The 22,982-nt window shown below is 73.4% G+C and carries 23 protein-coding genes; 15 read left to right on the forward strand and 8 right to left on the reverse strand.

Going from position 1 to position 22,982, the window contains the following annotated elements:
* The first annotated feature begins 87 nt into the window (after positions 1-87).
* The 13 genes from ACIG3E_RS36810 to ACIG3E_RS36870 all read left to right on the forward strand — a co-directional run bounded on the left by ACIG3E_RS36810 (position 88) and on the right by ACIG3E_RS36870 (position 16,591).
* The gene (locus ACIG3E_RS36810) at positions 88-1,416 is read left to right on the forward strand and encodes an ABC transporter substrate-binding protein (protein WP_399624679.1); all 1,329 of its coding nucleotides are present in this window, start codon (positions 88-90) and stop codon (positions 1,414-1,416) included.
* A complete protein-coding gene (locus tag ACIG3E_RS36815; RefSeq protein ID WP_399624681.1) occupies positions 1,416-2,381 on the forward strand; it encodes a carbohydrate ABC transporter permease in 966 nt (321 codons plus the stop codon). The genes ACIG3E_RS36810 and ACIG3E_RS36815 overlap by 1 nt, the downstream gene beginning before the upstream one ends.
* Positions 2,378-3,265 carry a carbohydrate ABC transporter permease gene (locus tag ACIG3E_RS36820; RefSeq protein ID WP_399624683.1) on the forward strand — a complete coding sequence of 296 codons (888 nt, stop codon included), beginning with the start codon at positions 2,378-2,380 and terminating at the stop codon, positions 3,263-3,265. The genes ACIG3E_RS36815 and ACIG3E_RS36820 overlap by 4 nt, the downstream gene beginning before the upstream one ends.
* Entirely contained in the window at positions 3,262-5,994 is a 2,733-nt protein-coding gene (locus tag ACIG3E_RS36825; protein ID WP_399624685.1) for an ATP-binding protein, read from the forward strand. Before ACIG3E_RS36820 ends, ACIG3E_RS36825 begins: the two co-directional genes overlap by 4 nt.
* 144 nt (positions 5,995-6,138) lie before the next feature.
* On the forward strand, positions 6,139-6,975 hold the full coding sequence (locus ACIG3E_RS36830) for an alpha/beta fold hydrolase (protein WP_399624687.1): 837 nt from the start codon (positions 6,139-6,141) through the stop codon (positions 6,973-6,975).
* 98 nt (positions 6,976-7,073) lie between these two features.
* Positions 7,074-8,162: an LLM class flavin-dependent oxidoreductase gene (locus tag ACIG3E_RS36835; protein ID WP_399624690.1), complete on the forward strand. Its 1,089-nt coding sequence runs from the start codon at positions 7,074-7,076 to the stop codon at positions 8,160-8,162.
* A complete protein-coding gene (locus tag ACIG3E_RS36840; RefSeq protein WP_399624691.1) occupies positions 8,159-8,773 on the forward strand; it encodes an FMN reductase in 615 nt (204 codons plus the stop codon). The genes ACIG3E_RS36835 and ACIG3E_RS36840 overlap by 4 nt, the downstream gene beginning before the upstream one ends.
* Before the next feature lie 93 nt (positions 8,774-8,866).
* Positions 8,867-11,710 (forward strand): AAA family ATPase, encoded by a 2,844-nt coding sequence (locus tag ACIG3E_RS36845; RefSeq protein WP_399624693.1) that lies wholly within the window; start codon positions 8,867-8,869, stop codon positions 11,708-11,710.
* A 141-nt stretch (positions 11,711-11,851) separates the two neighbouring features.
* Positions 11,852-13,099 carry a PucR family transcriptional regulator gene (locus tag ACIG3E_RS36850; RefSeq protein WP_399624695.1) on the forward strand — a complete coding sequence of 416 codons (1,248 nt, stop codon included), beginning with the start codon at positions 11,852-11,854 and terminating at the stop codon, positions 13,097-13,099.
* A 171-nt stretch (positions 13,100-13,270) separates the two neighbouring features.
* A complete protein-coding gene (locus tag ACIG3E_RS36855; protein WP_399624697.1) occupies positions 13,271-14,122 on the forward strand; it encodes an alpha/beta fold hydrolase in 852 nt (283 codons plus the stop codon).
* A gap of 64 nt (positions 14,123-14,186) precedes the next feature.
* A complete protein-coding gene (locus ACIG3E_RS36860; RefSeq protein WP_399624699.1) occupies positions 14,187-15,053 on the forward strand; it encodes a helix-turn-helix domain-containing protein in 867 nt (288 codons plus the stop codon).
* Positions 15,054-15,207: 154 nt separating this feature from the next.
* Complete coding sequence (locus ACIG3E_RS36865) at positions 15,208-15,927, forward strand: alpha/beta fold hydrolase (RefSeq protein WP_399624700.1); 720 nt, start codon at positions 15,208-15,210, stop codon at positions 15,925-15,927.
* 43 nt (positions 15,928-15,970) lie between these two features.
* The gene (locus ACIG3E_RS36870) at positions 15,971-16,591 is read left to right on the forward strand and encodes a DJ-1/PfpI family protein (RefSeq protein ID WP_399624702.1); all 621 of its coding nucleotides are present in this window, start codon (positions 15,971-15,973) and stop codon (positions 16,589-16,591) included.
* Between the two features lie 36 nt (positions 16,592-16,627).
* Here ACIG3E_RS36870 and ACIG3E_RS36875 read toward each other — a convergent pair whose 3' ends face one another.
* The 4 genes from ACIG3E_RS36875 to ACIG3E_RS36890 form a co-directional block, all read right to left on the reverse strand.
* Complete coding sequence (locus tag ACIG3E_RS36875) at positions 16,628-16,894, reverse strand: DUF4235 domain-containing protein (protein ID WP_399624704.1); 267 nt, start codon at positions 16,892-16,894, stop codon at positions 16,628-16,630.
* Between the two features lie 4 nt (positions 16,895-16,898).
* Positions 16,899-17,369 (reverse strand): DUF3618 domain-containing protein, encoded by a 471-nt coding sequence (locus tag ACIG3E_RS36880; protein WP_399624706.1) that lies wholly within the window; start codon positions 17,367-17,369, stop codon positions 16,899-16,901.
* Positions 17,366-17,794 (reverse strand): phage holin family protein, encoded by a 429-nt coding sequence (locus ACIG3E_RS36885; protein WP_399624709.1) that lies wholly within the window; start codon positions 17,792-17,794, stop codon positions 17,366-17,368. The genes ACIG3E_RS36880 and ACIG3E_RS36885 overlap by 4 nt, the downstream gene beginning before the upstream one ends.
* Before the next feature lie 131 nt (positions 17,795-17,925).
* Complete coding sequence (locus tag ACIG3E_RS36890) at positions 17,926-18,129, reverse strand: hypothetical protein (protein ID WP_399624712.1); 204 nt, start codon at positions 18,127-18,129, stop codon at positions 17,926-17,928.
* 393 nt (positions 18,130-18,522) lie between these two features.
* Here ACIG3E_RS36890 and ACIG3E_RS36895 point away from each other — a divergent pair, with 393 nt between their 5' ends.
* Entirely contained in the window at positions 18,523-18,705 is a 183-nt protein-coding gene (locus ACIG3E_RS36895) for a CsbD family protein (protein ID WP_399624713.1), read from the forward strand.
* Between the two features lie 72 nt (positions 18,706-18,777).
* On the opposite strand, the gene ACIG3E_RS36900 is transcribed toward ACIG3E_RS36895, so the two are convergent.
* A complete protein-coding gene (locus ACIG3E_RS36900; RefSeq protein WP_399624715.1) occupies positions 18,778-19,665 on the reverse strand; it encodes an SDR family oxidoreductase in 888 nt (295 codons plus the stop codon).
* Between the two features lie 228 nt (positions 19,666-19,893).
* On the opposite strand from ACIG3E_RS36900, the gene ACIG3E_RS36905 reads away from it, so the two are divergent.
* A complete protein-coding gene (locus ACIG3E_RS36905; RefSeq protein WP_399624718.1) occupies positions 19,894-20,121 on the forward strand; it encodes a DUF5133 domain-containing protein in 228 nt (75 codons plus the stop codon).
* 325 nt (positions 20,122-20,446) lie between these two features.
* On the opposite strand, the gene ACIG3E_RS36910 is transcribed toward ACIG3E_RS36905, so the two are convergent.
* Genes ACIG3E_RS36910 through ACIG3E_RS36920 form a run of 3 tightly spaced genes read right to left on the reverse strand, consistent with a single transcriptional unit; the run spans position 20,447 to position 22,976 of the window.
* Positions 20,447-20,986, reverse strand: a complete 540-nt coding sequence (locus tag ACIG3E_RS36910) for a hypothetical protein (RefSeq protein ID WP_399624720.1) — start codon at positions 20,984-20,986, stop codon at positions 20,447-20,449.
* On the reverse strand, positions 20,983-21,795 hold the full coding sequence (locus ACIG3E_RS36915) for an acetoacetate decarboxylase family protein (protein WP_399624722.1): 813 nt from the start codon (positions 21,793-21,795) through the stop codon (positions 20,983-20,985). Before ACIG3E_RS36915 ends, ACIG3E_RS36910 begins: the two co-directional genes overlap by 4 nt.
* Entirely contained in the window at positions 21,792-22,976 is a 1,185-nt protein-coding gene (locus ACIG3E_RS36920; protein ID WP_399624724.1) for an MFS transporter, read from the reverse strand. Before ACIG3E_RS36920 ends, ACIG3E_RS36915 begins: the two co-directional genes overlap by 4 nt.
* Positions 22,977-22,982: the final 6 nt, after the last annotated feature.

Below are 22,982 nucleotides of genomic sequence, written 5' to 3' on the forward strand. Positions count from 1 at the left end.
CGAACGATTGGTCGATGGCGTCCGTGCGCTGGTAACTTCTCCTCGCCCCCAGGATCGCTCGGGGGTGTGATCGGAGGAAGCACACCCATGAGGTTCGGCGCGAGGTTCGCGCTCGCCGTCATCGTCCTCGTAGCCACGGTCACCGCCTGCGGTGCCCCGGACGGCGGCTCCCGGCCTCGTGGAGCCGGGGACTGTGCGTCCTACGCGCGATACGGCACCCATCCCGGCACCGAGGTGTCCGTCTACGCGTCCAACCAGGACCGGGAAGCGGACCTGTTCGAAGCGGCCTGGGCGGACTTCGCGGCCTGCACCGGCATCGACGTCCAGTTCGAGGGCGACGGCGAGTTCGAGGCCCAGATCCAGGTCAGGGTCGACGGCGGCAACGCCCCCGACGTGGCGTTCTTCCCGCAGCCCGGCCTGCTGGAGCGCTTCGCCCGCGCCGGGGACCTCAAGCCCGCGAGCCCCGAGGTCGCGTCCTTGGCGCAGCAGGGCTGGTCGAAGGACTGGAACAGCTACGCGACCGTGAACGGCACCCTCTACGGCACGCCGTTGGTCGCCAACGTGAAGTCGTACGTCTGGTACTCGCCGACGTTCTTCCGGGACCGCGGGCTGAGCGTGCCGCGCACCTGGAAAGAGCTCATGGACGTGACCGAGAAGGTCGCGGCGACGGGCGTCAAGCCCTGGTGCGCGGGCGTCGAGTCCGGCGAGTCGACCGGCTGGCCCCTGACGGACTGGATCGAGGACGTCCTGTTGCGCCAGAGCGGGCCCGACGTCTTCGATCGCTGGGTCAGCCACGAGATCCCGTTCAACGACCCCCGCGTGATCAGGGCCATGGACACCGTGGGCTCCGTCCTCAAGAACGACCGGTACGCCAACGGCGGCTACGGCCCGGCCCGCTCGATGGCCTCGATCGCCTACCAGGAGGGCGGCACCCCGATCGTCTCCGGCGACTGCGCGATGCACCGCCAGGCCTCGTTCTACGCCGAACACTGGCCGGAGGGCACCGAGATCGGCCCGGACAAGGACGTGTTCGCCTTCCTCCTGCCGGGCCGGGACCGGGCGAGCCGACCGGTCCTCGGCGGCGGCATGTTCGCCGCGGCGTTCTCCGACCGGCCCGAGGTGCGGGCCTTCCAGGAGTACCTGGCGACGGCGGACTTCGCCAACGCGCGGATGAAGAAGGGCCCGTTCGTGTCGGCCAACAAGGGCGTGGACCTCGCCAACGCCGCCACCCCGGTCGACAAGCTCTCGATCCAGCTGCTCCAGAACCCCAGGACGCAGTTCCGGTTCGACGGTTCGGACCTGATGCCCGCCTCGGTGGGCGCGGGCACGTTCTGGAAGGAGGCCGTCGACTGGATCGGCGGCAAGGACACCGAGCCTGTCGCCGACGCCATCGAACGGTCCTGGCCGAGCCCCTGATGACGTTCGACCCCCTCGCCCAGCAACCCAAGCTCCTGTACCTCCTCCAAGGCCTCGCCACGTTCGCCGCGGTGGTCGTCCTCGTCCTGGTGCTCCTGCACCAGGGGCCCGTACGGAGGCGGGGCGCGGCCTTCCTGCTGCTGGCCCCCGCCCTGCTGTTGCTCACCGTCGGCCTCCTCGTACCCGGCCTGCGCACCCTGCTGCTCTCGTTCAAGGACGGCGCGGGGGAGCGGTGGGTCGGACTCGACAACTACGTGTGGCTGGTCACCGACCCCGGCGCGCTGACCGTGCTGCGCACCACCCTGACCTGGGTGGTGCTCGTGCCCCTCCTGGTGACCGCGGCCGGCCTGCTGTACGCGGCGGCCGTCGCGCGGTCGCGGTACCGGGCGCTCGCCCTGGCCCTCGTCTTGCTGCCGATGGCGCTCTCGTTCGTCGGCGCGGGCCTCATCTGGAAGTTCGTCTACGCCTACCGGCCCGCCGAGGCGGACCAGATCGGGCTGCTCAACCAGCTCGTCGTGGCGTTCGGCGGCGAGCCGCGGCAGTGGCTCGTGGACTCCCCCTGGAACGTGCTGTTCCTCGTCGTGGCCATGGTGTGGGCCCAGACCGGCTTCGCGGCCGTGCTGCTCGCGGGCGCGATCAGGGCGGTCCCCGACGACGTCGTCGAAGCCGCTCGCCTCGACGGCGCGTCGCCCCGGCAGATCTTCTGGCGCGTCACCGTGCCGCTGATCAGACCCACGCTGCTCGTCGTCGCCCTCGCCGAGGTGATCGGCACCTTCAAGGCCTTCGACATCGTCAGAACCATGACCGGCGGCCAGTTCGACACCGGTGTCATCGCCCACGAGATGTACGCCCAGTCCTTCCGCTACGGCCAGACAGGCCGCGGCGCCGCCCTCGCCGTGCTCCTCTTCGCCCTGGTCACCCCGGTCGTCGCCTACAAGGTGCGGGCCCAGCGGAGCGCGCGGTGAACGGCGTACGGGAGCGGCTCTCCTCCCGCGCCTTCTCGCTGGCCGCCCTGCTGATCGCGGTGCTGTGGACGACACCCACCCTCGGCCTGTTGCTGTCCTCCCTGCGCCCCGAGGACGAGATCAAGACGACGGGCTGGTGGACCCTCTTCGGCGCGCCGCACGTCACCCTCGACAACTACGGCGACGTGCTGCTCGGCAGCGGCAATGCCTCGGGACGGCTCGCCGACCACCTCGTCAACTCCTTCGTCATCACTCTGCCCTCGGTCCTCTTCCCCCTGGTCCTGGCCTTCTTCGCCGCGTACGCGCTCGCGTGGATCGACTTCAGGGGGCGGGACGCGCTCGTCGTCGGCGTCTTCGCGCTCCAGGTCGTACCGCTCCAGATGGCCCTCGTCCCCCTCCTGAAGCTGTTCTCCCAGGGGTGGCTGTTCCTGCCCGCCTGGGACGCCACGGGACCGGCCCGATTCAGCCACGTCTGGTTCGCCCACACCGCCTTCGCCCTGCCCTTCGCGGTGTTCCTCCTGCACAACGCCCTGGCCGGGCTGCCGCGCGAGCTGATCGAGGCCGCGCGGGTCGACGGCGCCTCGCACGCGACGCTGCTGCTCCGCGTCGTCCTGCCGCTGGCCCGGCCCGCCCTGCTCACCTACGCGATCATCCAGTTCATCTGGGTGTGGAACGACCTCCTGGTGGCGCTGACCCTGGCGGGCGGCACGGCCGAGACCGCGCCGGTGACGGTCCGGCTCGCGACGCTGGCCGGGACGCGGGGCGACGAGTGGCAGCGCCTCACGGCGGGAGCCTTCGTCTCGGCGTCGGTTCCGCTCCTCGCGTTCCTCGCCCTCCAGCGGTACGTCGCCCGGGGCCTGCTCGCGGGATCGGTCAAGGGATGACCGCGGCGGAGCCCCGGAGCACGGGCCTGAGCAGACCCGGACTGCGCGGCAGGGAAGCCGAGCTGGAGCGGCTGCGCACCCTCGTCGAGGCCGTGCGGGACGGCGAAGGCGGGGCGATGGCGCTGCTCCTGGGGGAGCCGGGCATCGGCAAGACCGTCCTCCTGGAGGAGACCGTCGCGCTCGCGCGGGCCCAGGGGTTCGTCGTCAGCCAGGGCCACGCCGAGGAGCTGCACGAGCTGGCGCCGCTCGCCTCCCTGGCCTCGGGCCTGCTGCACGGGGACCCGCCGCTGCTGTCCGGCGAGGACTTCGCGCACCTCGCGGGCCACCACGACCAGCGCATCTGGCTGGTCGAACGGCTGGCCCAGCTGATCGAGGAGCGCTCGGCGGGCACGCCCACGCTCATCGCGATCGACGACGTCCAGTGGGCCGACCCGCTGAGCCGGTTCGCCCTCAACGTCCTGCCGGCACGCCTGTTCACCTCCCCGGTCCTGTGGCTGCTCGCGGGCCGCGAGGACCCGGACCTGCGCCGCGACGGGCCGTGCCTGACGACCGTCCCGCTGCGGCCCCTGACCGACGCGGCCCTCGCCGAGCTGGCCCGCGACGCGCTCGGCGACGACGTACCGCCGAAGGTCACGGAGCTGCTCGACGGCTCGGGCGGCAACCCCTTCCTCGCGACCGAACTCCTGACGGGCATCGCGGCGTCGGGGACGGAGGGGCCCGAGCAGCCGCCGGAGCGCCTCGTGCTCGGGGTCCGCGGCAGGCTGGCCGCGCTGCGCCCGGGCACCCTGGAGTTCCTGCGGGTCGGGTCGGTCCTCGGGCGCGCCTTCCGCCTCGGCGACGCCGCGGCCCTGTGCGGGCGGCCCGCGACCGCGCTCATCACGGAGCTGGACGAGGCGATCGCTGCGGGGCTCGTCGACGACGACGGCGAACGCCTCGTCTTCCGCCACGACCTGCTCCGCCAGGCCGTGTACGCCGATCTCGCGCCCTCGGCCCGCCGGGCCCTGCACCGGGAGGCGGCACGGCGGCTCGTCGCGGTCGGCCGCACCCCCGTCGACGCGGTCCCGCACCTGCTGAAGAGCGCCGAACCCGGCGACCACGAGGCGGCCCGGCTGCTCGGCAGGGCCGCCACGGACGTCCTCTCCGTCATGCCGGACCTCGCCGCCGACCTGGCGCTGCGCGCCCTGGAACTGCTCCCGCCGCACGAGCCCACGGCGTTCGTCGCGGGGGAGCGGGCCATCACCGCGCTCACCCGCGCGGGCCGCTACACCCGCGCCCGGGAGACCGGCGACGCGCTGCTGGCCCGCAGGCCGCCCCTGGACGTCTTCGCCCGGCTGCAGTCCGTGCTCGGCGACACCCTCTGGCACCTCGACGACGTCCACGAGCTGACCCGCCGCACCACGGCGGGCCTCGCCGTCGTCACCGACCCGGCGATCTCCGCCCGGCTCACCGCGCGCCAGGCGCTCGCGCGCTCGCGCGGGCGTGACCTCGACGCCGCGCGGAGCACGGGCGAGCGGGCCCTGGCCGAGGCCGAGCGGGCGGACGACCGGGAGGCCCGCGTCGTCGCGCTGTGGGGCCTCGGCGAGATCGCCCTCAACGCGGGCGAGTGCGCCGCCGCCGTCGCGCACCACACGGCCCTGAGCGCCTTCGACGCGGCCTTCCTGCCCGAGGAGGTCGTCGCGCGGGTCCACCTGGACGACTTCGCCATGGCCCGGCAGCTCCTCGGTACGGCGGGCGACGCGCCCCTGCGCCCCGCGATGCTGATGTGGGCCCAGGGCACCCTGCACCTGGGCCTCGGCCGCCTCGACGACGCCGAGGCCGACTTCGTCACCGCCGAACGCCTCGAGGCGGACCTCGGCGTGCCCGGGAACCTGGTCAACATCCGGGTCAACCGGGGCCGCCTCGCGCTGCTGCGCGGCGACCGCGACGCCGCGCGGCACCACCTCGAAGCGGTCAGGGCCGCCCTGGCCGAGCGGCCGAACACGGGCAACCACGCGGCCCACCAGTACCTGGAGGCCGTCATCGCCGACGCCGCGGGACACCACGCGGCAGCGGCCGAACACCTCCGGTCCGCCCAGCGCGACCATCCCTTCGTCCGGTGGCGGATCCTGCGCACGCGCTGCGTCGACGCCGTGCGGATCGCCCTGCGCGCCGGGGACAGGGCCCTGGCCGACGACCTGGCGGCCCAGGCGGCCACGCACGCCGCCCGCAACCCCGCCGTGCCCACCGCACAGGGCATCGCCGCCCACACGGCGGGCCTGGTCGGCGCCGACACCGCGCTCCTGGAGCGGGCCGTCCGCGTCCTTCGGACCGGGCCCCGCCCCCTGCACCTCGCGGCGGCCTCCGCCGACCTGGGGCGCGCCCTCCTGCCCACCGGCACCGCCGCCGCGATCCCCGCACTGAGCACGGCGTACGAGCAGTTCGTACAGATGGGGGCGGGCTTCGAGGCCGACCGGGTGCGGGCCGATCTCGACCGGGCCGCGACCCGCTCCGGCAGGCGCGCCGCGGCCCGGCCGCGGCCCAGCCAGGGCTGGGAGGCGCTCACGGCCTCGGAGCGCAAGGTCGCCCGTCTGATCGCCGACGGACACACCAACCGGTCGGCCGCGGCCGCCCTCGTCGTGTCCCCGCACACCGTCAACACCCACCTGGCCTCGGTCTTCCGCAAGCTCTCGGTCACCTCACGGGTCCAGCTGACCCGGCGCGTACCGGCGCAGGCCGACGCCCCGAGCTGACGCCTGACCCCGGCGAACTCTGCGCGCACGGGCAAGCCACGGTGCGTCCGGCGACAACGGGCGGCCCGGCACCGGCCATAGCGTGACGGCGTTCAGTGCCGCGCGACAGCGCGGACCAGCCGACATGAATCGAGGAAGCCACCCATGCCGTACATCACCGTGGGCCAGGAGAACTCCACCGCCATCGACCTGTACTACGAGGACCACGGGACCGGGCAGCCCGTCGTCCTCATCCACGGCTTCCCGCTCGACGGCCACTCCTGGGAGCGCCAGAGCGCCGCCCTGCTCGCCGCCGGATACCGCGTGATCACATACGACCGCCGCGGCTTCGGCCAGTCGTCCCAGCCGACGACCGGCTACGACTACGACACCTTCGCCGCCGATCTGAACACCGTGCTGGAGACCCTCGACCTGCGGGACGCCGTCCTGGTCGGCTTCTCCATGGGCACCGGCGAGGTCGCCCGCTACGTCTCCGCGTACGGCTCGGGCCGCGTCGCCAAGGTGGCCTTCCTGGCCTCCCTGGAGCCCTGGCTCCTGAAGAGCGACGACAACCCGGAGGGGGCCGCGCCGAAGGAGTTCTTCGACGGCGTGGTCGCCGCCGTCAAGGCCGACCGCTACGCCTACTACACGGCCTTCTTCAACGACTTCTACAACCTCGACGAGAACCTGGGCAGCCGCATCAGCGAGGAAGCGGTCCGCAACAGCTGGAACACCGCGGCCGGCGGCGGCGCCTTCGCCGCGTCCGCCGCCCCGGCGACCTGGTACACCGACTTCCGCGCCGACCTCCCGGCCGTCGACGTGCCCGCCCTGATCCTGCACGGCACGGCCGACCGCATCCTGCCCGCCGAGAGCACCGCGCGCCCCTTCCACCGGGCGCTGCCCGCCGCCGACTACGTCGAGATCGAGGGCGCCCCGCACGGCCTGCTGTGGACCCACGCGGAGGAGGTCAACACCGCGCTCCTCGCCTTCCTGGCGAAGTGACGCGCAGGAGGGCCGCCGGGAATGTCCGGTGGCCCTCCGCCGCTTCCCCCAGTGCACGACCGCACGATCCAGCCAGGTTCAGGAGAGCAGAGACCCCCATGCAGTTCGGCATCTTCACCGTCGGGGACGTGACCCCCGACCCCACCGACGGCCGTACTCCCTCGGAGCACGAGCGCATCAAGGCGATGGTCGCCATCGCGCTCAAGGCCGAGGAGGTCGGCCTCGACGTCTTCGCGACCGGCGAGCACCACAACCCGCCGTTCGTCCCGTCGTCCCCGACCACCCTGCTCGGCTACGTCGCGGCCCGTACCGAGAAGCTGATCCTGTCCACGGCCACGACGCTGATCACCACCAACGACCCGGTGAAGATCGCGGAGGACTACGCGATGCTCCAGCACCTGGCCGACGGCCGGGTCGACCTCATGCTGGGCCGCGGCAACACCGGGCCGGTGTACCCGTGGTTCGGGCAGGACATCCGCCAGGGCATCAACCTGGCCAAGGAGAACTACGCGCTGCTGCGCCGGCTGTGGCGCGAGGACGTCGTGGACTGGGAGGGCACGTTCCGCACGCCCTTGCAGGGCTTCACCGCGACGCCCCGGCCCCTGGACGGCGTCGCGCCGTTCGTCTGGCACGGCTCCATCAGGTCCCCGGAGATCGCGGAGCAGGCCGCCTTCTACGGCGACGGCTTCTTCCACAACAACATCTTCTGGCCCGCCGACCACACCCGGCGCATGGTCCAGCTGTACCGACGCCGGTACGCCCACCACGGGCACGGCCGCCCCGAGGACGCGATCGTCGGCCTCGGCGGGCAGGTCTTCATGCGCAAGAACTCCCAGGACGCCGTCAAGGAGTTCCGCCCCTACTTCGACAACGCGCCCGTGTACGGCCACGGCCCGTCCCTGGAGGACTTCACGGAGCAGACCCCGCTGACGGTGGGCTCGCCCCAGCAGGTCATCGACCGCACCCTGTCCTTCCGTGAGACGGTCGGCGACTACCAGCGCCAGCTGTTCCTGATGGACCACGCGGGGCTGCCTCTGAAGACCGTCCTGGAACAGCTCGACATCCTCGGCGAGGAGGTCGTGCCCGTCCTGCGCAAGGAGTTCGCGAACGGACGCCCGGCCGACGTGCCGGACGCGCCGACGCACGCCGCGCGGGTCGAGGCCGCCCGGGGAGTGACCGCCCTGTGAAGCTGGTCGCCGTCTCCGCGGGCCTGAGCACGCCCTCCTCCACCCGGCTGCTCGCGGACCGGCTCACCGAGTCGGTCCGCGACGAGCTCACCGCCCGGGGCCACGACGTGTCGACCGAGGTCGTGGAGTTGCGGGAGCTGGCCGGTGCGATCGCCGACCACCTCGTGACGGGCTTTCCCCCGGCGCGCCTCGCCGCCGCGATCGACGCGGTCACGGGAGCCGACGGACTGATCGCCGTGACGCCCGTGTTCACGGCCTCCTACAGCGGCCTCTTCAAGTCCTTCTTCGACGTGATCGACCCGGCCGCCCTCACGGGCAAGCCGGTCCTGATCGCGGCGACGGGCGGCACCGCCCGCCACTCCCTGGTCCTCGACCACGCGATGCGTCCGCTCTTCGCCCATCTGCGCGCCACCGTCGTCCCCACCGCCGTGTACGCGGCGTCCGAGGACTGGGGATCGGGCGGCGACGCGTACACCGAGGGGCTGCCCGCCCGGGTCCGCAGGGCGGGCGGCGACCTCGCCGCGCTCATGGCGGCCCGCCCGGCCGCGGCCGAGGCCGACGACGACGTCACCGCCCTCGAACAGCAAGTGGCCGACCTGCGCTTCGACTGAGGCCCGACGGTCGTTCATACTGATCCGCCGTACCGTACGCGGATCACAGCATCGTCCCGTGCGGCCCCGCCCGCGGAATGAGCGTGAACCGGATTGACCACATGGCCCTTTCCCGAGGACGCCGACGGTGCCTGTCCACCGCTCCGCGGCAGACAGGCGGAGCTGGCGTTCGTCGAGGCGCGGCTCGACGCGCTGGCCCGCGGGGAAGGCGGCGTCGTCCTCGTCGAGGGCCCCGCGGGCAGCGGCAAGTCCAGGGTCCTCCAGGAGGCGTCGGCCTCCGCGCGGCGGCGCGGGACGCGGGTGTTCCACGGGGGAGCGGACCCCGAGGACCAGTTCGTGCCGCTCGGCCCGCTCCTCGACGGGCTGCTCACCGGGGCGGCGCCGCTCTCGGACGCCGCCCGGCTCCGCGACCTCGCCACGGTGCCGGGGCAGCGGTTCTGGCTCCTCCAGGAACTGGGGGACCGCCTGCGGGAGGCCGCTCGCACGGGCCCGCTGCTGATCGTCCTCGACGACCTCCAGTGGTGCGACGAACTGACACTCCTCACCCTGCACACCCTCGCGGCCCGGTTCGCGTCGGACGCGATCCTGTGGCTGGTGGCCGTGTGCCGCGGCAGCGTGCCGCCGCGCGTGCGCACCACCCTCGACCGGATCCACCGGGGCGGGGCCCGCGCGGTGGTCCTGGGGCCGCTGGGGGACCGGGCGGTCGCACGGATGACGGAAGACGTCCTGGGCGCCGTTCCCGACCGGGACGTGCTGCGCGTCGCCCGCCGCGCCGAGGGCGTGCCGCTGCTCCTGAGGGAACTGCTCGACGTGCTGCGGGACGAGGAGGTGGTGGCCATCGACGACGGCACGGCCCGGCTCACCGCACCCCTTCCGGCCCGGCCGCTGCCCTCGGTCGGGCGCCGCCTGGGCCTGCTGTCCGACGCGGCCCGGGCACTCGTGGAGACAGCGGCCGCCGTGGACCGCCCGGTCACCGTGAGCCTGCTGGCCGAGCTGCTGGGCAGCTCACCGGCGGCACTGATCACCCCGCTCCGCGAAGCCCTCGATACCGAGTGGCTCGCCGAAAGGGGCGACCGCCTGGAGTTCCGCAACGAACTGGTCCGCGAGTCGGTGGCGGCCGGGCTTCCCCTTCCCGTACGGCGCTCCCTGCGCGGCAAGGCGGCGCGGACGCTGCCGCGGAGCGGCGTGGCCGCGGGCGCGCCTTCGAAGCCACCGACCGCCGACGCGCAGCCCGAGAACCGGACGGACGCCGATAAGACGGACGCCGACCGGACGGACGCCGACCGGCTGCGCACCGCCGCGGCCGACCTCGCGGCCACCGCCCCCGGACCGGCCGCCGAGCTCGCCCTCAGAGCGCTGGAACTCACCGCGGAGGAAGCCCCGGAACGGCCACGGGTGATCGCCGAGCTGATCCCGCTGCTCTGGCAGACCGGGCAGGCGGCCCGCGCACGACAGCTGGGGACGTCGGCCCTGTCGACCGGCGGACTCGGGCCGCGGGACGAAGCATGGATACGCCTCGGCCTGGCGCGTCTGTCCACCCAGTACGACTTCTCCGAAGCGGTCCGGCAGGCCCGCGCGGGAGCGGCGCTGCCCGGCCTGCCGGAGGACCTGCGGGCCCGGCTCCTCTCGCTGCTGTGCCTCGGCCTCGCGCTGTCGGGCGACGACGAGGCGGTCGAACAGGCCCTGCCCGAGGCGCGGGAGACCGCCGAAGCCGCCGGGGACCGCACCGCCCGGGCCACGCTGACGGTCGTCGCATCGGCCGTCCGGTTCCGCCGGATGGACTGGAGCGAGGCCCTGCGCCTGGCGGACCTGGCCACTGCCGTGGGCGCGGCCGACTCCCTGTGGGGCCCCGAAGGCCTGTGGCAGAGCTCCCTGTTGAACGCGGCAGGCCGCTCCGAGCAGGCGCTCGCCGTCGCCGACGCCGCGCTGCGGCAGACACGGGAGCAGGGCCGGACGGCCGCCACGCGCATGTGGCGGATGTACCGCACGCGGCTCCTCCTGGACGCCGGACGGCTGACGGACGCCCGGGCCGAGGCGGCAGCCGCCGCGGCGGCGCCCGAGGAGCCCGGCCCCGACCACCTCGCCGACGTCACGCTCCGGTACGCGCTGGCCCGCGTCGCCGTCCATACGAACGACCAGCGGGCCGCACGCCGCCACGCGGCCGACGCGCGGCGGATGCGCACCGACGGCGCGCCCCTCGTCCGCCAAGTCGGTGCCTGGGCACTGGCGTTGCTGGCTGACGTCGACGGCCGCGCCGACGCTGCCGCACTGGCCGACGTGGTGAGCGCGCTCGACGAGGAGCGGGCGTCCCAGGGCAGCCCGCTCGACCCCGCCGACGCCCCCGGTCTCGTCCGCGTGGCGCTGCGGGCCGGTGCGCACGACGCGGCCTCGCGGGCGGTCGGCGTGGCCGAGCGCCGCGCCGCGCTCAACCCGGGCGTCACGCTCCTCGCCGCCACCGCCGCGCACGCCCGCGGGCTGCTCGACAACGACCTCGACCACCTGGTGCGCGCGGTCCGCCTCTACGAGGACACCTCACGGCCGTTGGCCCGCGCCTCCGCCCTGGAGGACGCCGGGCGCAAGCTGGCGGCCACTCGCAGGCCGGAGGCGGTGCCGTACCTGGACAGGGCCCTCGGCCTCTACGCGCGAGCGGGCGCCGAGCGGGACGTCGCCCGGGTGCGCCGACGCCTGCGCGCCGCGGGCGTCCGCCGTCGGCCCGCACCGGCCGGATACGTCGCGCGGTGGCCCGAGCTGACCGCGTCCGAGCTTGGCGTGGCCCGGCTCGTGGCCCAAGGGCTGACGAACCGCCAGGTGGCCGAGCGGCTCTCCGTCTCGCCGCACACGGTGAGTTCGCATCTGCGCCGCGCCTTCACCAAGCTCGACCTCACCTCGCGCGCGGAGCTGACCCGCCTCGTGAAGACCCGCGACAGCGGAGAGTAACCCCTTCGTATCCCCTACCGGCGCCGTATCGATGGACGGTTCGTGCGATGTGCCGAGGGCGGCGCTTCCTCAAAATGATCAAGAGCTGCGGAACGGGAGCCACCCTCCGCAGGGAACCGATGGTCGAGAGAGGAACAGCGCATGACCGCAGGGCCCCAGCGAGCCCGTCCTGGCAGCGCCGAGCTCCAGGCACTCGTCGACGAACTCGCGGAGAAGCTGGGACGGTCGGTCGCGGTCGACGATCCGCTGGTCCGCATGGTGTGCACGAGCCGCCACTTCGGCGACGAGGACCCGGTGCGGATCGGCACGCTCCTGCAGGGCCGCGCCGACAACGCGGCCGTCCGCCACGTGCTCGCCCAGGGCGTCGCCCGGTGGTCGCGGCCCGGATTCATCGACGGCCGCGACGACCTCGGCATGCTGCCGCGCTACGTCGTGCCACTGCGCGAGCGCGGACACCTCCTCGGCCTGCTGATGGTCGTCGTGCCGGACCGCGCGCTCGACGAACAAGACACCGAAGCCATCGCCTGGGCCGCCGACCTGATGGCCGCCCAGATGTACCTGGAACACCTCGCCGCCGACACCTGGAAGACCGAAGAGCGGACCCTGGTCCTGGACCTGGTCGACTCCAACCTCGCCACGCGCACCGCCGCCCGTCGGCGCGCGAGGGAGCGCGGCCTGCTCGGGGAGGCCGAGCACGTCCTCGTCACCGTCGTCCGGCTGAGCCGCGGCACGGAGCCCGTACGGCAGTCCGAAGCGGCCCTGTGGGGGGCGTTGGAGGGCTTCCGTCAGACGCGTTCGGCGCAGGGCATCACCGCGATCGACCAGGAGCGGGCGATCCTGCTCCAGCTGCGCGACCGGCCGCCGCGGCCGACGGAGATCGCCGCCCAGTCCGCCCGCGTCCTGGAGGAACTCGCCACCTTCCTCGACCCGTCCACGGCCCCCGTGATCGGCGTCGGCGGCAGACACCCGGGCCTGCACAACGCCTGGACGTCGTACGAGCAGTCGCTCGTGGCGGCCCGCGCGGCGCGGCGGCTGCCCTCGCTGGGGGGCGTGGGCGACTGGGACCGGCTGGGGGAGTTCGCCGTGCTCCTCCAGCTGCCCGAGCACGCCCTGAACGCCTCCCTCGTGCCGAAGCCGCTGCGCACCCTGACCGACGCCCACGGCGGCGAGCGGCTGCGGGACACCCTGCGGAGCTTCCTCGAACACGCCGGGTCCATTCCCCGGACCGCGGACGCGCTGCGCCTGCACCGCACGTCGCTCTACTACCGGCTGCGCCAGATCCAGGAGATCACCGGACTCGACCTGGACGACGGCGCCCACCGGCTCACCCTGCACCTGGGGCTGCGGATCGAGGAACTCCTCGCCACGGGCGACGAGGCGGCCGCGTGACCCGACGTGCTCCCGGCCTCCGCAGGGCCGGGAAGCGGTGCTTCGACAAAACGAGGATGACGTCCCGCCGGATTCCTACAGCACGCGGTGGTGGCGGCGGAGCGCCGCGTCCGAAGATGTGCGGGACGGGGCGGGCACGCGGATAAACCGCCTGTGACCAGGGAAGAGGCCATGAAGGAACTGATCACGACGGACGGGGCGCGGCTCGCGTACCGGGACAGCGGCGGCGGGGGAGTCCCCCTGATCATGCTGCACGGCTGGGGCCAGACACAGGCGATGTTCCGCCACCAGTTCGCGGACCTTGCGCCCGGCCGTCGCGTCGTCACCGTCGATCTACGCGGCCACGGCCTCTCCGGCAAGCCCCGGCACGGCTACCGCGTCGCCCGCCTGGCCCGTGACGTGCTCGAACTCGTCGACCACCTCCGCCTTCCGCGTTTCGACGCGCTTGGCTGGTCCATGGGCGTCTCGGTGTGGTGGAGCTTCATCGACCAGTACGGGACCGGGCGGACGCGGCGCTTCGTCGCCGTCGACCAGCCCGCGGCCGTCGCCGCCGTGCCCTGGATGACCGAGCGGGAGCAGCGCGACTGCGGCGCCATCTTCGACGTACCGGCACTCCTGGACCTGGGGGCCGCGCTCGCGGCGCCGGGAGGGGACGAGGTGCGGGCCGACTTCGTCCGCGGCATGTTCTCCGGCGAGCCCGACCCGGAGCTGCTGGCCTTCGTCGCCGGGCAGATCGCCGCGACGCCCGCGTACGCCGGGGTGCCGCTGCTGTTCGACCACTGCGCCCAGGACTGGCGGGACGTGCTGCCCAGGATCGACGTGCCGACCCTGGTGATCGGCTGCGAGGGAAGCCACGTCCATCCCGACTCGCAGCGCTTCGTCGCCGAGCGCATTCCCTATGCGCGGCTGCACGTCTTCGCCGCCGACGTGGCGAACTCGCACTTCCCCTTCCTGGAGAACCCGGCCGCCTTCAACGCCGTGGTGGAGGAGTTCCTGGCCGAGGAGGCGGGCCCGTGGGCCTGACCCGTCCGCCGCGCTCCGCGAGCGCCCCGCCCCACCACGAAGAACCGTACGGCCTGGAGTTCCCATGACGCAGCCAGTGATGTCCCCCGTGCCCGACGCGACGACGCGGCCCGCGGCCGCCGACGCCGAGTGGCTCGTGCGGACGCTCTCCGACATGCCCGGCGAGCAGGAGGGCGCGTTCCTCTACCTCGGCATGCACGTCCGCGGAGCGGTGAGCAGCCTCCGTGAGGGAGCCAGGACGCTCCTGGAGCCGAACGACCTGGTCTTCTGCGACCCGGCCCGGCGCCACCTGTTGCGGTTCGGCGACGACTGCCAGATGCTCTTCTTCCGGATCCCCCCGTGCTATCTGGGCGTCACGGAGGCCGAGCTCCAGCAGGTGGTGGGCGTCCCCGTGCGTGGCGGCGAGGGTCTCGGGGCGCTGGTGTCGGACTTCCTGTCGGCGCTCGCCGCCGAGGCGGAGCTGCGCCGGACCCCCGTCGGCGACCGGCTCTCCCGTACGGCCGTACACCTGCTCTCCGTCCTGGTCGTGGAGCTCCTGGAGACGGACGCGGCCGACGGGGCTGCGCGCGGGTCGAGGGGCGGCCACGAGACGCTGGTCCGGATCCGGGCCTTCATCGAGGAGCGTCTGACGGACCCGGACCTCTCCCCGGAGTCGATCGCGCGCGCCCACCACATTTCCGTCCGCTATCTGCACAAGCTCTTCCAGAACGACGGCACCACGGTGAGCCAGTGGGTGCGCCGTCGCAGACTGGAGTCCTGCCGGATCGAGTTGGGCCGGTCCCACCGGAGGTTCACCATGGCCGCGGTGGCCCACCGCTGGGGCTTCAGCAGCCCCTCGCACTTCAGCCGGGCGTTCCGGGGCGCGTACGGGATGTCCCCCAGCGAATGGCAGTCGCTGGCCACCTCCGCCGTCACCCCGAAGGCGGCCTGAGCCCGGCGTGCGCTCTCGTGGCAGCGGTGGTGCGCCGCCGTGCCAGCGGCGCCGCCGCACCCGCCCTACCGTGGGCGACCAGCTGCACGGACCTCCTTCGTGGACCACGGCGTGACGCCCCGCGCGTGGCCCGACACCGAGAAGAGAGCTGCCCATGACCACCCCCCTGCCCACCGTCGTCCTCGTGCACGGTGCCTTCGCCGACGCGGCGACCTGGATCGGCGTCATCTCGGAACTGCGGAGCGACGGCATCCCGGTCCTGGCCCCGCCGAACCCCCTGCGCGGCCTCGCGTCCGACGCCTCCTACGTCGCGTCCGTCGTCGCCCAGATCGAGGGGCCCGTGGTCCTGGTCGGACACTCCTACGGCGGCGCGCTGATCACCGTGGCCGGTGCCGCGGAGAACGTCGTCGGGCTCGTCTACGTCGCCGCGTACGTGCCGCACGAGGACGAGAGCCTGGGCGAGTTGCAGGGGCGCTTCCCCGACTCGCTGCTGCCGGGCAGCCTGAAGGAGTGGACCTACCCCCTCCTCGACGGGGACAGCGCCGTCGAAGTCACCATCGACGAGGCGGCCTTCCCCGCCGTCTTCGCCGCGGACGTGGCCGTGGAGGTCACCAGGGTGCTGGCGGCGGCCCAACGCCCCCTCGCCGCCGCGGCCTTCGCCGAGACGGCCTCCGCGGCGGCCTGGCTGACGAAGCCGTCCTGGGCCCTGGTGGCGGGGGCCGACCGGGCGATCCACCCCGAGGTGCAGCGCTTCTGCGCACGGCGGGCCGGGGCCGTCGTCGTCGAACTCCCCGACGCCTCGCACGCCGTCGCCCTGTCCGCGCCCCGGCAGGTCGCCGAGCTGATTGGCGACGCGGTGCGGGCGACGCGCTGACCGGCCCCGACGGGGCCCGCAGGGGCGCTGGTTATGCTGCGGCATGGACATAGTGATCCCGCTCTTCGACGACTTCGAGCCGCTCGACGCGATCGGTCCGTACGAGATCCTCGCGTACGTGCCCGACGCCACCGTGCGGTTCGTCACCGCCGAACCCGGCCCGGTGCAGGACACCCTGGGCTCCCTGCCGGTGCACGTCGCGACCCGGTACTCCGAGGCGGAACACTGCGACGTCCTGCTGATCCCGGGCGGAGGCAGCGCCGGGACCATGGCGCGGAGCCCCGACTTCCTCGACTGGGTGCGCCGGATCCACACGGGCACCCGCTTCACCACCTCGGTCTGCACCGGCTCCCTGGTGCTCGGCGCGGCGGGCCTGCTGGACGGCCTGACCGCCACCACCCACTGGGACGCGGCCGCCCAACTGGAGTCGTACGGCGCCACGTACACCCCCGAGCGGGTGGTCCGGCACGACCGGGTGATCACCTCGGCCGGGGTCTCCTCCGGCATCGACATGGCCGTCCAGCTGGCTGCCCTGCTCACCGACGAGGTGACCGCGCAGGCGATCCAGCTCTACACCGAGTACGACCCGCAACCGCCCTTCGACACCGGCTCGGTGGCCAAGGCCCCGGCCGAGGTCCTCGCCCGGGCCCGCACCCTGTGCTAGGGCCTGTCCGGTGGGTCGGCGCCGTCGGCGCCCGTGTCAGCCGGGCCACGTACCGGTCAGACGGCGCACGGCGGTGGCTCCGGCGCGGTCCACCGCCGCCTTGGCCGCGGCGAAGATCGCCCCTTGCAAGGTGGCGGCGAGCAGCACCTGGCTCCAGGCGCGCTCCTCGTCGGTGGCGTCCGGGGCGTCCTCGTCGCGGCCGACCACCTTCCAGACCTGCTTGAAGAGCGACCCGGCGACCATGCCGCTGACCGCGCCGAGCAGGAGACCGACCGGCTTGTAGGCGATCTTCGACGCCTTCATCCACTCATCCGTTCCGCCGGCGGTACGCCAGCCACAGCAGGGCGGCCGCGCCACCGGCGGCCAGCAGCACGACGCGGTTGTTCCTGGCCGCCCGCGCGCCCTGGGCGGTGGTGGCCCGCAGGGGCTCGGGCGCCTTCTCCTCCCACACGCGTCCGGTACGGGCCGCCTGGACGCGGGCCTGAACGGCCTTGTCCTTGACGGGGTCCGGCAGCTTGTCCTGCGCCCGGGCGGCGGCGTCGGCGGCCTTGCCCTTGAGTTCCCTCGCCTTGACCACGGCCTGTTCCTTGAGCTCGCCCGCCTTGGCGACGGTCTGGTCCTTGACCTCGGCGGCCTTCTCCTGGGCCCGGGCCTTGACGTCTGCCTTGGCCGCGAGGGCCTCCACCGTCCCGGCCAGCTCGTGGCGGGTCCGCTCGACCTGGTCGCGCAGTTCCCGCGGGGACTCGGCGGGCTCGTCCTCGTGCGGCAGTTGGGTCATCGGTGCGCACTCTCCTTGATCTCGGCCACGTCGGCCTTCACGTTCTCGATCGTCTTCTCCGGCACGGGCGGCGCGGCCCGGGAGACCTCCTTCTTCCCCGTCACCGCCATCAGCGCGGCGACCAGGCCGAGCACGGCACTCACGACGAGACCCGCCGCCCACACCGGCAGCGGCACCGCGAGGGCGGCGATCGCGGTCGCCACCAGGGCCTGCAGCATCAGGAACCCGACGAGACCCGCTCCGCCGAAGAGGCCGCCGCCCTTGCCGTACCGCTTGCCCTTCTCCTTCATCTCCGCCTGCGCCAGGCGCATCTCGCCCCGCACAAGGTCGGTCAGCTGCTGGGACGCGCGCTGCACCAACTCACCCACCGGCTCCGCGGCCGACGGGGGCGGGGCCTGTCCGCTCTCGGGTCGCGTACGCGACACAGCGGTCACCTCCTGTCTTGAGCTACCTCCCGGCCCGGTGCGCCGCTGCGCCCGGCCACCCGTGGGACGCGAGTACCCCGATCCGGCCGGATGCTGCCTACGAGATCCGGCGAAGCACCACAAGGGGCCGCTCAGGCGGCGTTCCTGCGCGCCCGCCGCTCGGCGCGCCGACGGCGCCCCGGCAGTTCCCCGGCGCTGTGCACCAGACGCAGATGCCGCCCCCGCGCGTGGCGCGCCCTCGGCGCGTCGTCGAACAGGCGGCCCTCAAGTCGATCCATCGCGTACAGCAGCACCGCCAGGACCGGTAGCAGCAGAAGTGCGACGGCGATCACCACGTGGATCCCTCCCAGCAGGCGACACTCCTTCGGGTGCCCGTCGCGGCGCCGCGCACCGGCCGACGGATGTGAAGTTCTGGTGACCATCGGGCGCCCGACCCGTGGGCGCCAACGGCGCGGGAAGCCCCGTCACCTTCCTCGGAGCGGACGGCGGACGTTGAGGGCGACGCGTTCGCCGCAGGCCTCGACACCGCCCCGTCCGTCACCGTCCGCGCTGCGCGCCCAGTTCCTCGCATCGGGCAAGTGGGTCGCCCGCTCCGCGTCAGGAGGCGGATACGGCTCGGAATCGGATCGCGAGAGCTGACCCGCGCGGCGGCGGTCCGCCTCCGGATGCGCACCTCCGGGATCGCCCATAGCGTGACAGACCTCCCCAACCCCACCAAAGGAGTGACCATGGGCGTGGACAAGGCCAAGGGCAAGGCCAAGGAGATGGTCGGCAAGGCCACCGGGAACGACCGCATGGCGGCCGAGGGCAAGACCGACCAGGCCAAGGCCAAGATGCGGGAGGCCGCGGAGGAGGCGCGCGAGAAGGCCCAGGGCGTCCGCGACTCCCTCCGGGACCGCGACGACCGCTGACCACGCGCTGAACGGCCGCCCCGCCCTCGCGGCGGGGCGGCTCGCGCGTGTCCGCCCGGTACGGCCCCCCCGCTACGGCAGCGGCGTTCCGCCCGTGGCGTTGAGGATCTCCGCGGTGATGAAGCTGGCCTGGTCCGAGGCGAGGTAGACGTAGGCCGGTGCCATCTCGGCGGGCTGGGCGGGGCGGCCCAGCGGAGCCTGCTTGCCGAACTCCGCGGTGTCGGGCAGCGTCGCCGGGATGAGCGGGGTCCAGACCGGGCCCGGCGCCACGGCGTTCACCCTGACCCCCTTCTCCACGAGCATCTGGGCCAGGCCCTGGGTGAACGTGACGATGGCGCCCTTGGTCATCGCGTAGTCGAGCAGGTGGGGGCTCGGCTTGTACGCCTGGACGGACGTGGTGTTGATGATCGTGCCACCGGGGCGCATATGGGGGACGGCCGCCCTGCACAGCCAGAACATCGCGTACAGGTTCGTACGGACGACCCGGTCGAACTGGTCCGTGGTGATCGCGGTGATGCCGTCCGGCTGCGACATCTGGTACGCGGCGTTGTTGACCAGGATGTCGATCCGCCCGAACTCGGCGACGGCGCGGGCGACCACCCGCTCGCACGCTGACTCCTCCCGGAGGTCGCAGGGCACGGGCACCGCGGTGCGGCCCGCTTCCTCGACGAGACGGGCCGTCTCGCGGGCTTCGTCGGCTTCCTCGGGCAGGTGGGTGAACAGGACGTCCGCGCCCTCGCGGGCGAAGGCGAGAGCCACCGCGCGGCCGATTCCGGAGTCGCCGCCGGTCAGCACGGCCTTGCGGTCCACGAGCCGGTCCGCGCCCCGGTAGGACTCCTCCCCGTGGTCGGGCGGCGGGTCCATGGGCCCGGTCCAGCCGGGCGGCTCCTGCTCCTGCTCGGGGAAGTCGGGCCGGGGGTGCTTCGTGGCGGGATCCTGGGGCTCCTCGGGGCCGGGCATCAGGGACTCCTCTGCGTATGGATCTTGGGGGGATCCTTGGGTACCCCGCGGAAGGGGCGGGCACACCTCGCGTGCGCCGCCTCCGGCACCCGCGTCAACGCGTGTCCGACCCGCACGCGCTCACACGGCCTGTCTCCGCGGTCGGAGGCCCGCGCGCATGGCGGTCGGGGCCCTGGGCATACGGGTCGCTGTGTGACCCGGGGAAGTCCGGTGACTAGGGAGGTTCTCATGCTCATGGCCCACCCCGCGATCCTGCGCGACCTCGTCGAGCAGTACGAGACGCTGCGGATCCTGCACGCCGAGGACGGCCGCCCGCAGGTCCGCCAGCGCATGGACGACGTCGCCTACACGCTGTGCGTGTCCACGGGCACCCGCGATGTCGACGCCGCCCTCATCGCGGCCCGCTACCGGCTGCCCGGCGCCCGTCCCGAGGACGACTCGCTCCTCGACGCGTGAATCCGCGGCCGCCGGGTTCCCGGAAGAGACCTGTGTGAGAGCACGCGCGCTGGCGACTCGTGGGGGACAGGGTTGGGGCAACAGCCCTGAGGCTCTTCGCCGCCACGTGCCTACGGTGGCGAAGGGCCGCGCCGGTCAGGGTCCGGCCCGTGCCTATCCGCCGGTCGTGAGACGAACTCCTGGAGCGAGCGCGGCCGCGGCAGCCGACCAGGTGTCCCGCTCCCCGACCCGCGGGGCGGGGAGCGGTAGCGGGCTCACTGCCGAACCCACCCAGGAGGGTAGTTGCCCGGGCGGTGGTAAGTCAGCCACACCGTGTGCGACTTCTTCAGGCGAAGTACCGGTGTACGTCCCGCCACGACGAGAGCCGGTGGAAGCGGTCCTCGGCCACGTTGTGGTGCGCGTCGAAGAGGAGGCCGCGCCCCGGGAAGACCTCCAGGTTGCGGGGGTTGTCGTCAATCAGGTAGTCCGCGTTGACGAACCGCTTGGAGCCGCAGAAGACATAGCCGCGGTCCGGTACGAAGGGGAAGGACTCCTGGAGCCACAGATACCGGTCGTGCAGGGACAGCGGGTGGTCCATCGCCGACGTGGCGAAGATGATCTCGAAGCGTTCGGCCAGGTCCCGGAGCACCGGGTGGGCGTCCGCCATCACGGGCACGTCCCGCGAGAACCCGGGCTCGTCGAGGCACGCCTCGACCTGGACCCTGCGCCCGGGAGGCACGGCGTCGCGGATCTGCCTGCCGTGGATGGCCGCGCGGGACAACGCCTCGCCGTAGTCGGCCTCGTAGCGCCGCAGCCGCTTGGCGACCGTGTCGGCCGACACCTCGTCCAGGTCGACGGCTAGCACCTTCCTGCCCCGCGCCGTCATACGAGGCGCCTCTGACCGCGGTTCTCGATGTTGCGCCGGAGCTGGCGTACGACGCACTCGCCGGGGCCGAGGACCGGCAGCCGCTCCAGCGCGTTGACCACGGTGTAGAAGGTCGGCAGTTGCTCCCACGTCGACCTCACGAAGCGCACGCGGCCCACCGCCGTCGCCTGCCGGACGACCTCCACGGCGTCGACGGCGGGCGTGAGCACCGCGCCCGCGCGGTCGGGCCGCGCCCCGGCGTCCACACCGGGCACGTAGGCGAAGTTGAGCACGCCGCCCTGTGCCGCCGACGCCGCGGGCTCGGGCCGCACCTCGGTGATGCGGTCGAACTCCAGCTCCGCGAAGGTGTGGCCGTCCCAGGACGCCGCACAGCGGTGCGCGTCTGGCCCCGCGGGCCGGGACGTCAGATCGGCGAAGAGCTTGGCGTAGCCGAGCTCCTCCCGGCCCGTGATGATCGGGTCGGCCATGTTCTCCCAGACGACGGCGACGAAGGAGCCCGTCACCCGGTCCTCGCGGCCCTCGAAGCGGACCGGGAGCTTGACCGCGAAGGTGTCGTAGCCGCGCCCGGCCAGCCAGGGCACGTCGGTCAGTTCGGTGTACTCGATGGTGACGACGGGCTCGCCGTGCAGTGCGAAGCCGGGCGGAAGCAGCTCGGTGAGGGCCTCGGCCGTCGTCGGGAAGCGGAGCACGTACGAGGTGAGGGACGCCTCGCCGCCCAGGGGCGCGGAGCCGGGCAGCGCCTGGCGCGGGCCGGGCAACGGCCCGAACGCGACCGGCATGCGATACGTGTAGCCGGGATCGAACCTCATCGCTCCGCCCCCTCAAGCCGACCGGCGACCGGATCGTGTGCCGGGCCTGCCTGCCGCGGCTGCCCCTTGAGCAGCAGCGCCAGCAGGCTGATCACCACGCCGACGACGACCACCGACCCCAGCGCGGCCCGCAGTCCGAGCAGGTCCGCCAGGACGCCGACGAGGACAGGACCCACGAGGAAGCTCGCGTACCCGGCGATCGCCACGGTGGAGCTCACCTCGCCGACCCGGTCGGGCCGCAGGTCACCGGCGACCGAGAAGCCGATCGGCGCGATGCCGGACAGCAGGATCCCGACGACGAAGAGCGCGGCCACCGCCTGCACCGGGCCCGGCGCGCACAGCGACCACACCATGGCGGCCGCCATCAGGAGCCCGCACGCGGCGATGGTCGTCAGGCGGTCGGCGTAGCGCAGCACGGCGGACGTCAGGACGCGGCCGAGCCCCATCGCGCCGTGGAAGCTCGCGAGGCCGACGGAGCTGATGACGGCCAGGTCGCTGACCGTGTCCCGGACGTAGAGCGCGGACCAGTTCTCCAGGATCCCCGAGCCGAGGAAGGAGACGCCGACGATCCCGGCGACCAGGATGACATCGGCCCCCAGCAGGACGCGGCGCTCCCGCGGCCCGGACGCGGGCGCGGGCGCCGACCGCGCCTCGGGCAGGGCGCGCCAGCGCGCCATCCACCACACGAAGAGGGCGAGGACGACCGCGACCCCGAAGTAGCCGACGCGGAACCCGAGTGGCCGGTAGGCGCTGAAGCACAGCGCGCCCGCGGCGGCGGACAGGCTGAACGCCCCGTGCATGAAGGCGAGGATCTGCCGGCCCGAGCGCTGCTCGATGGCGATCGCCACCGCGTTGATCGCGACGTCGAAGGAGCCCTGGCAGCCGAGCAGTACGAGCACCAGCGGGACGAGCACGACGTACGAGCCCGTGCACCCCACGCCCACGAGCGCGACCGCCATGCCGGTCGCCCCCGCCATGAGCAGCCCCTTGGCGCCGAACCGCGCGATGAGACGCCCGCCCAGGAACATGGCCGGAAGCGCCCCGGCGAACCCGACGGTCAGACACAGGCCCAGCTCCAGCGGGGACATGTCCAGGTCGCGCACGAGGTCGGGGAGCGACGCCTGCCAGCTGCCGAGCGTGAAGCCGAACACGCAGAACAGGGCCGCGCACAGGCGGATCATGCTGCT

The sequence above is a fragment of the Streptomyces sp. NPDC053474 genome, assembly GCF_044544845.1.
Taxonomy (GTDB): Bacteria; Actinomycetota; Actinomycetes; order Streptomycetales; family Streptomycetaceae; genus Streptomyces.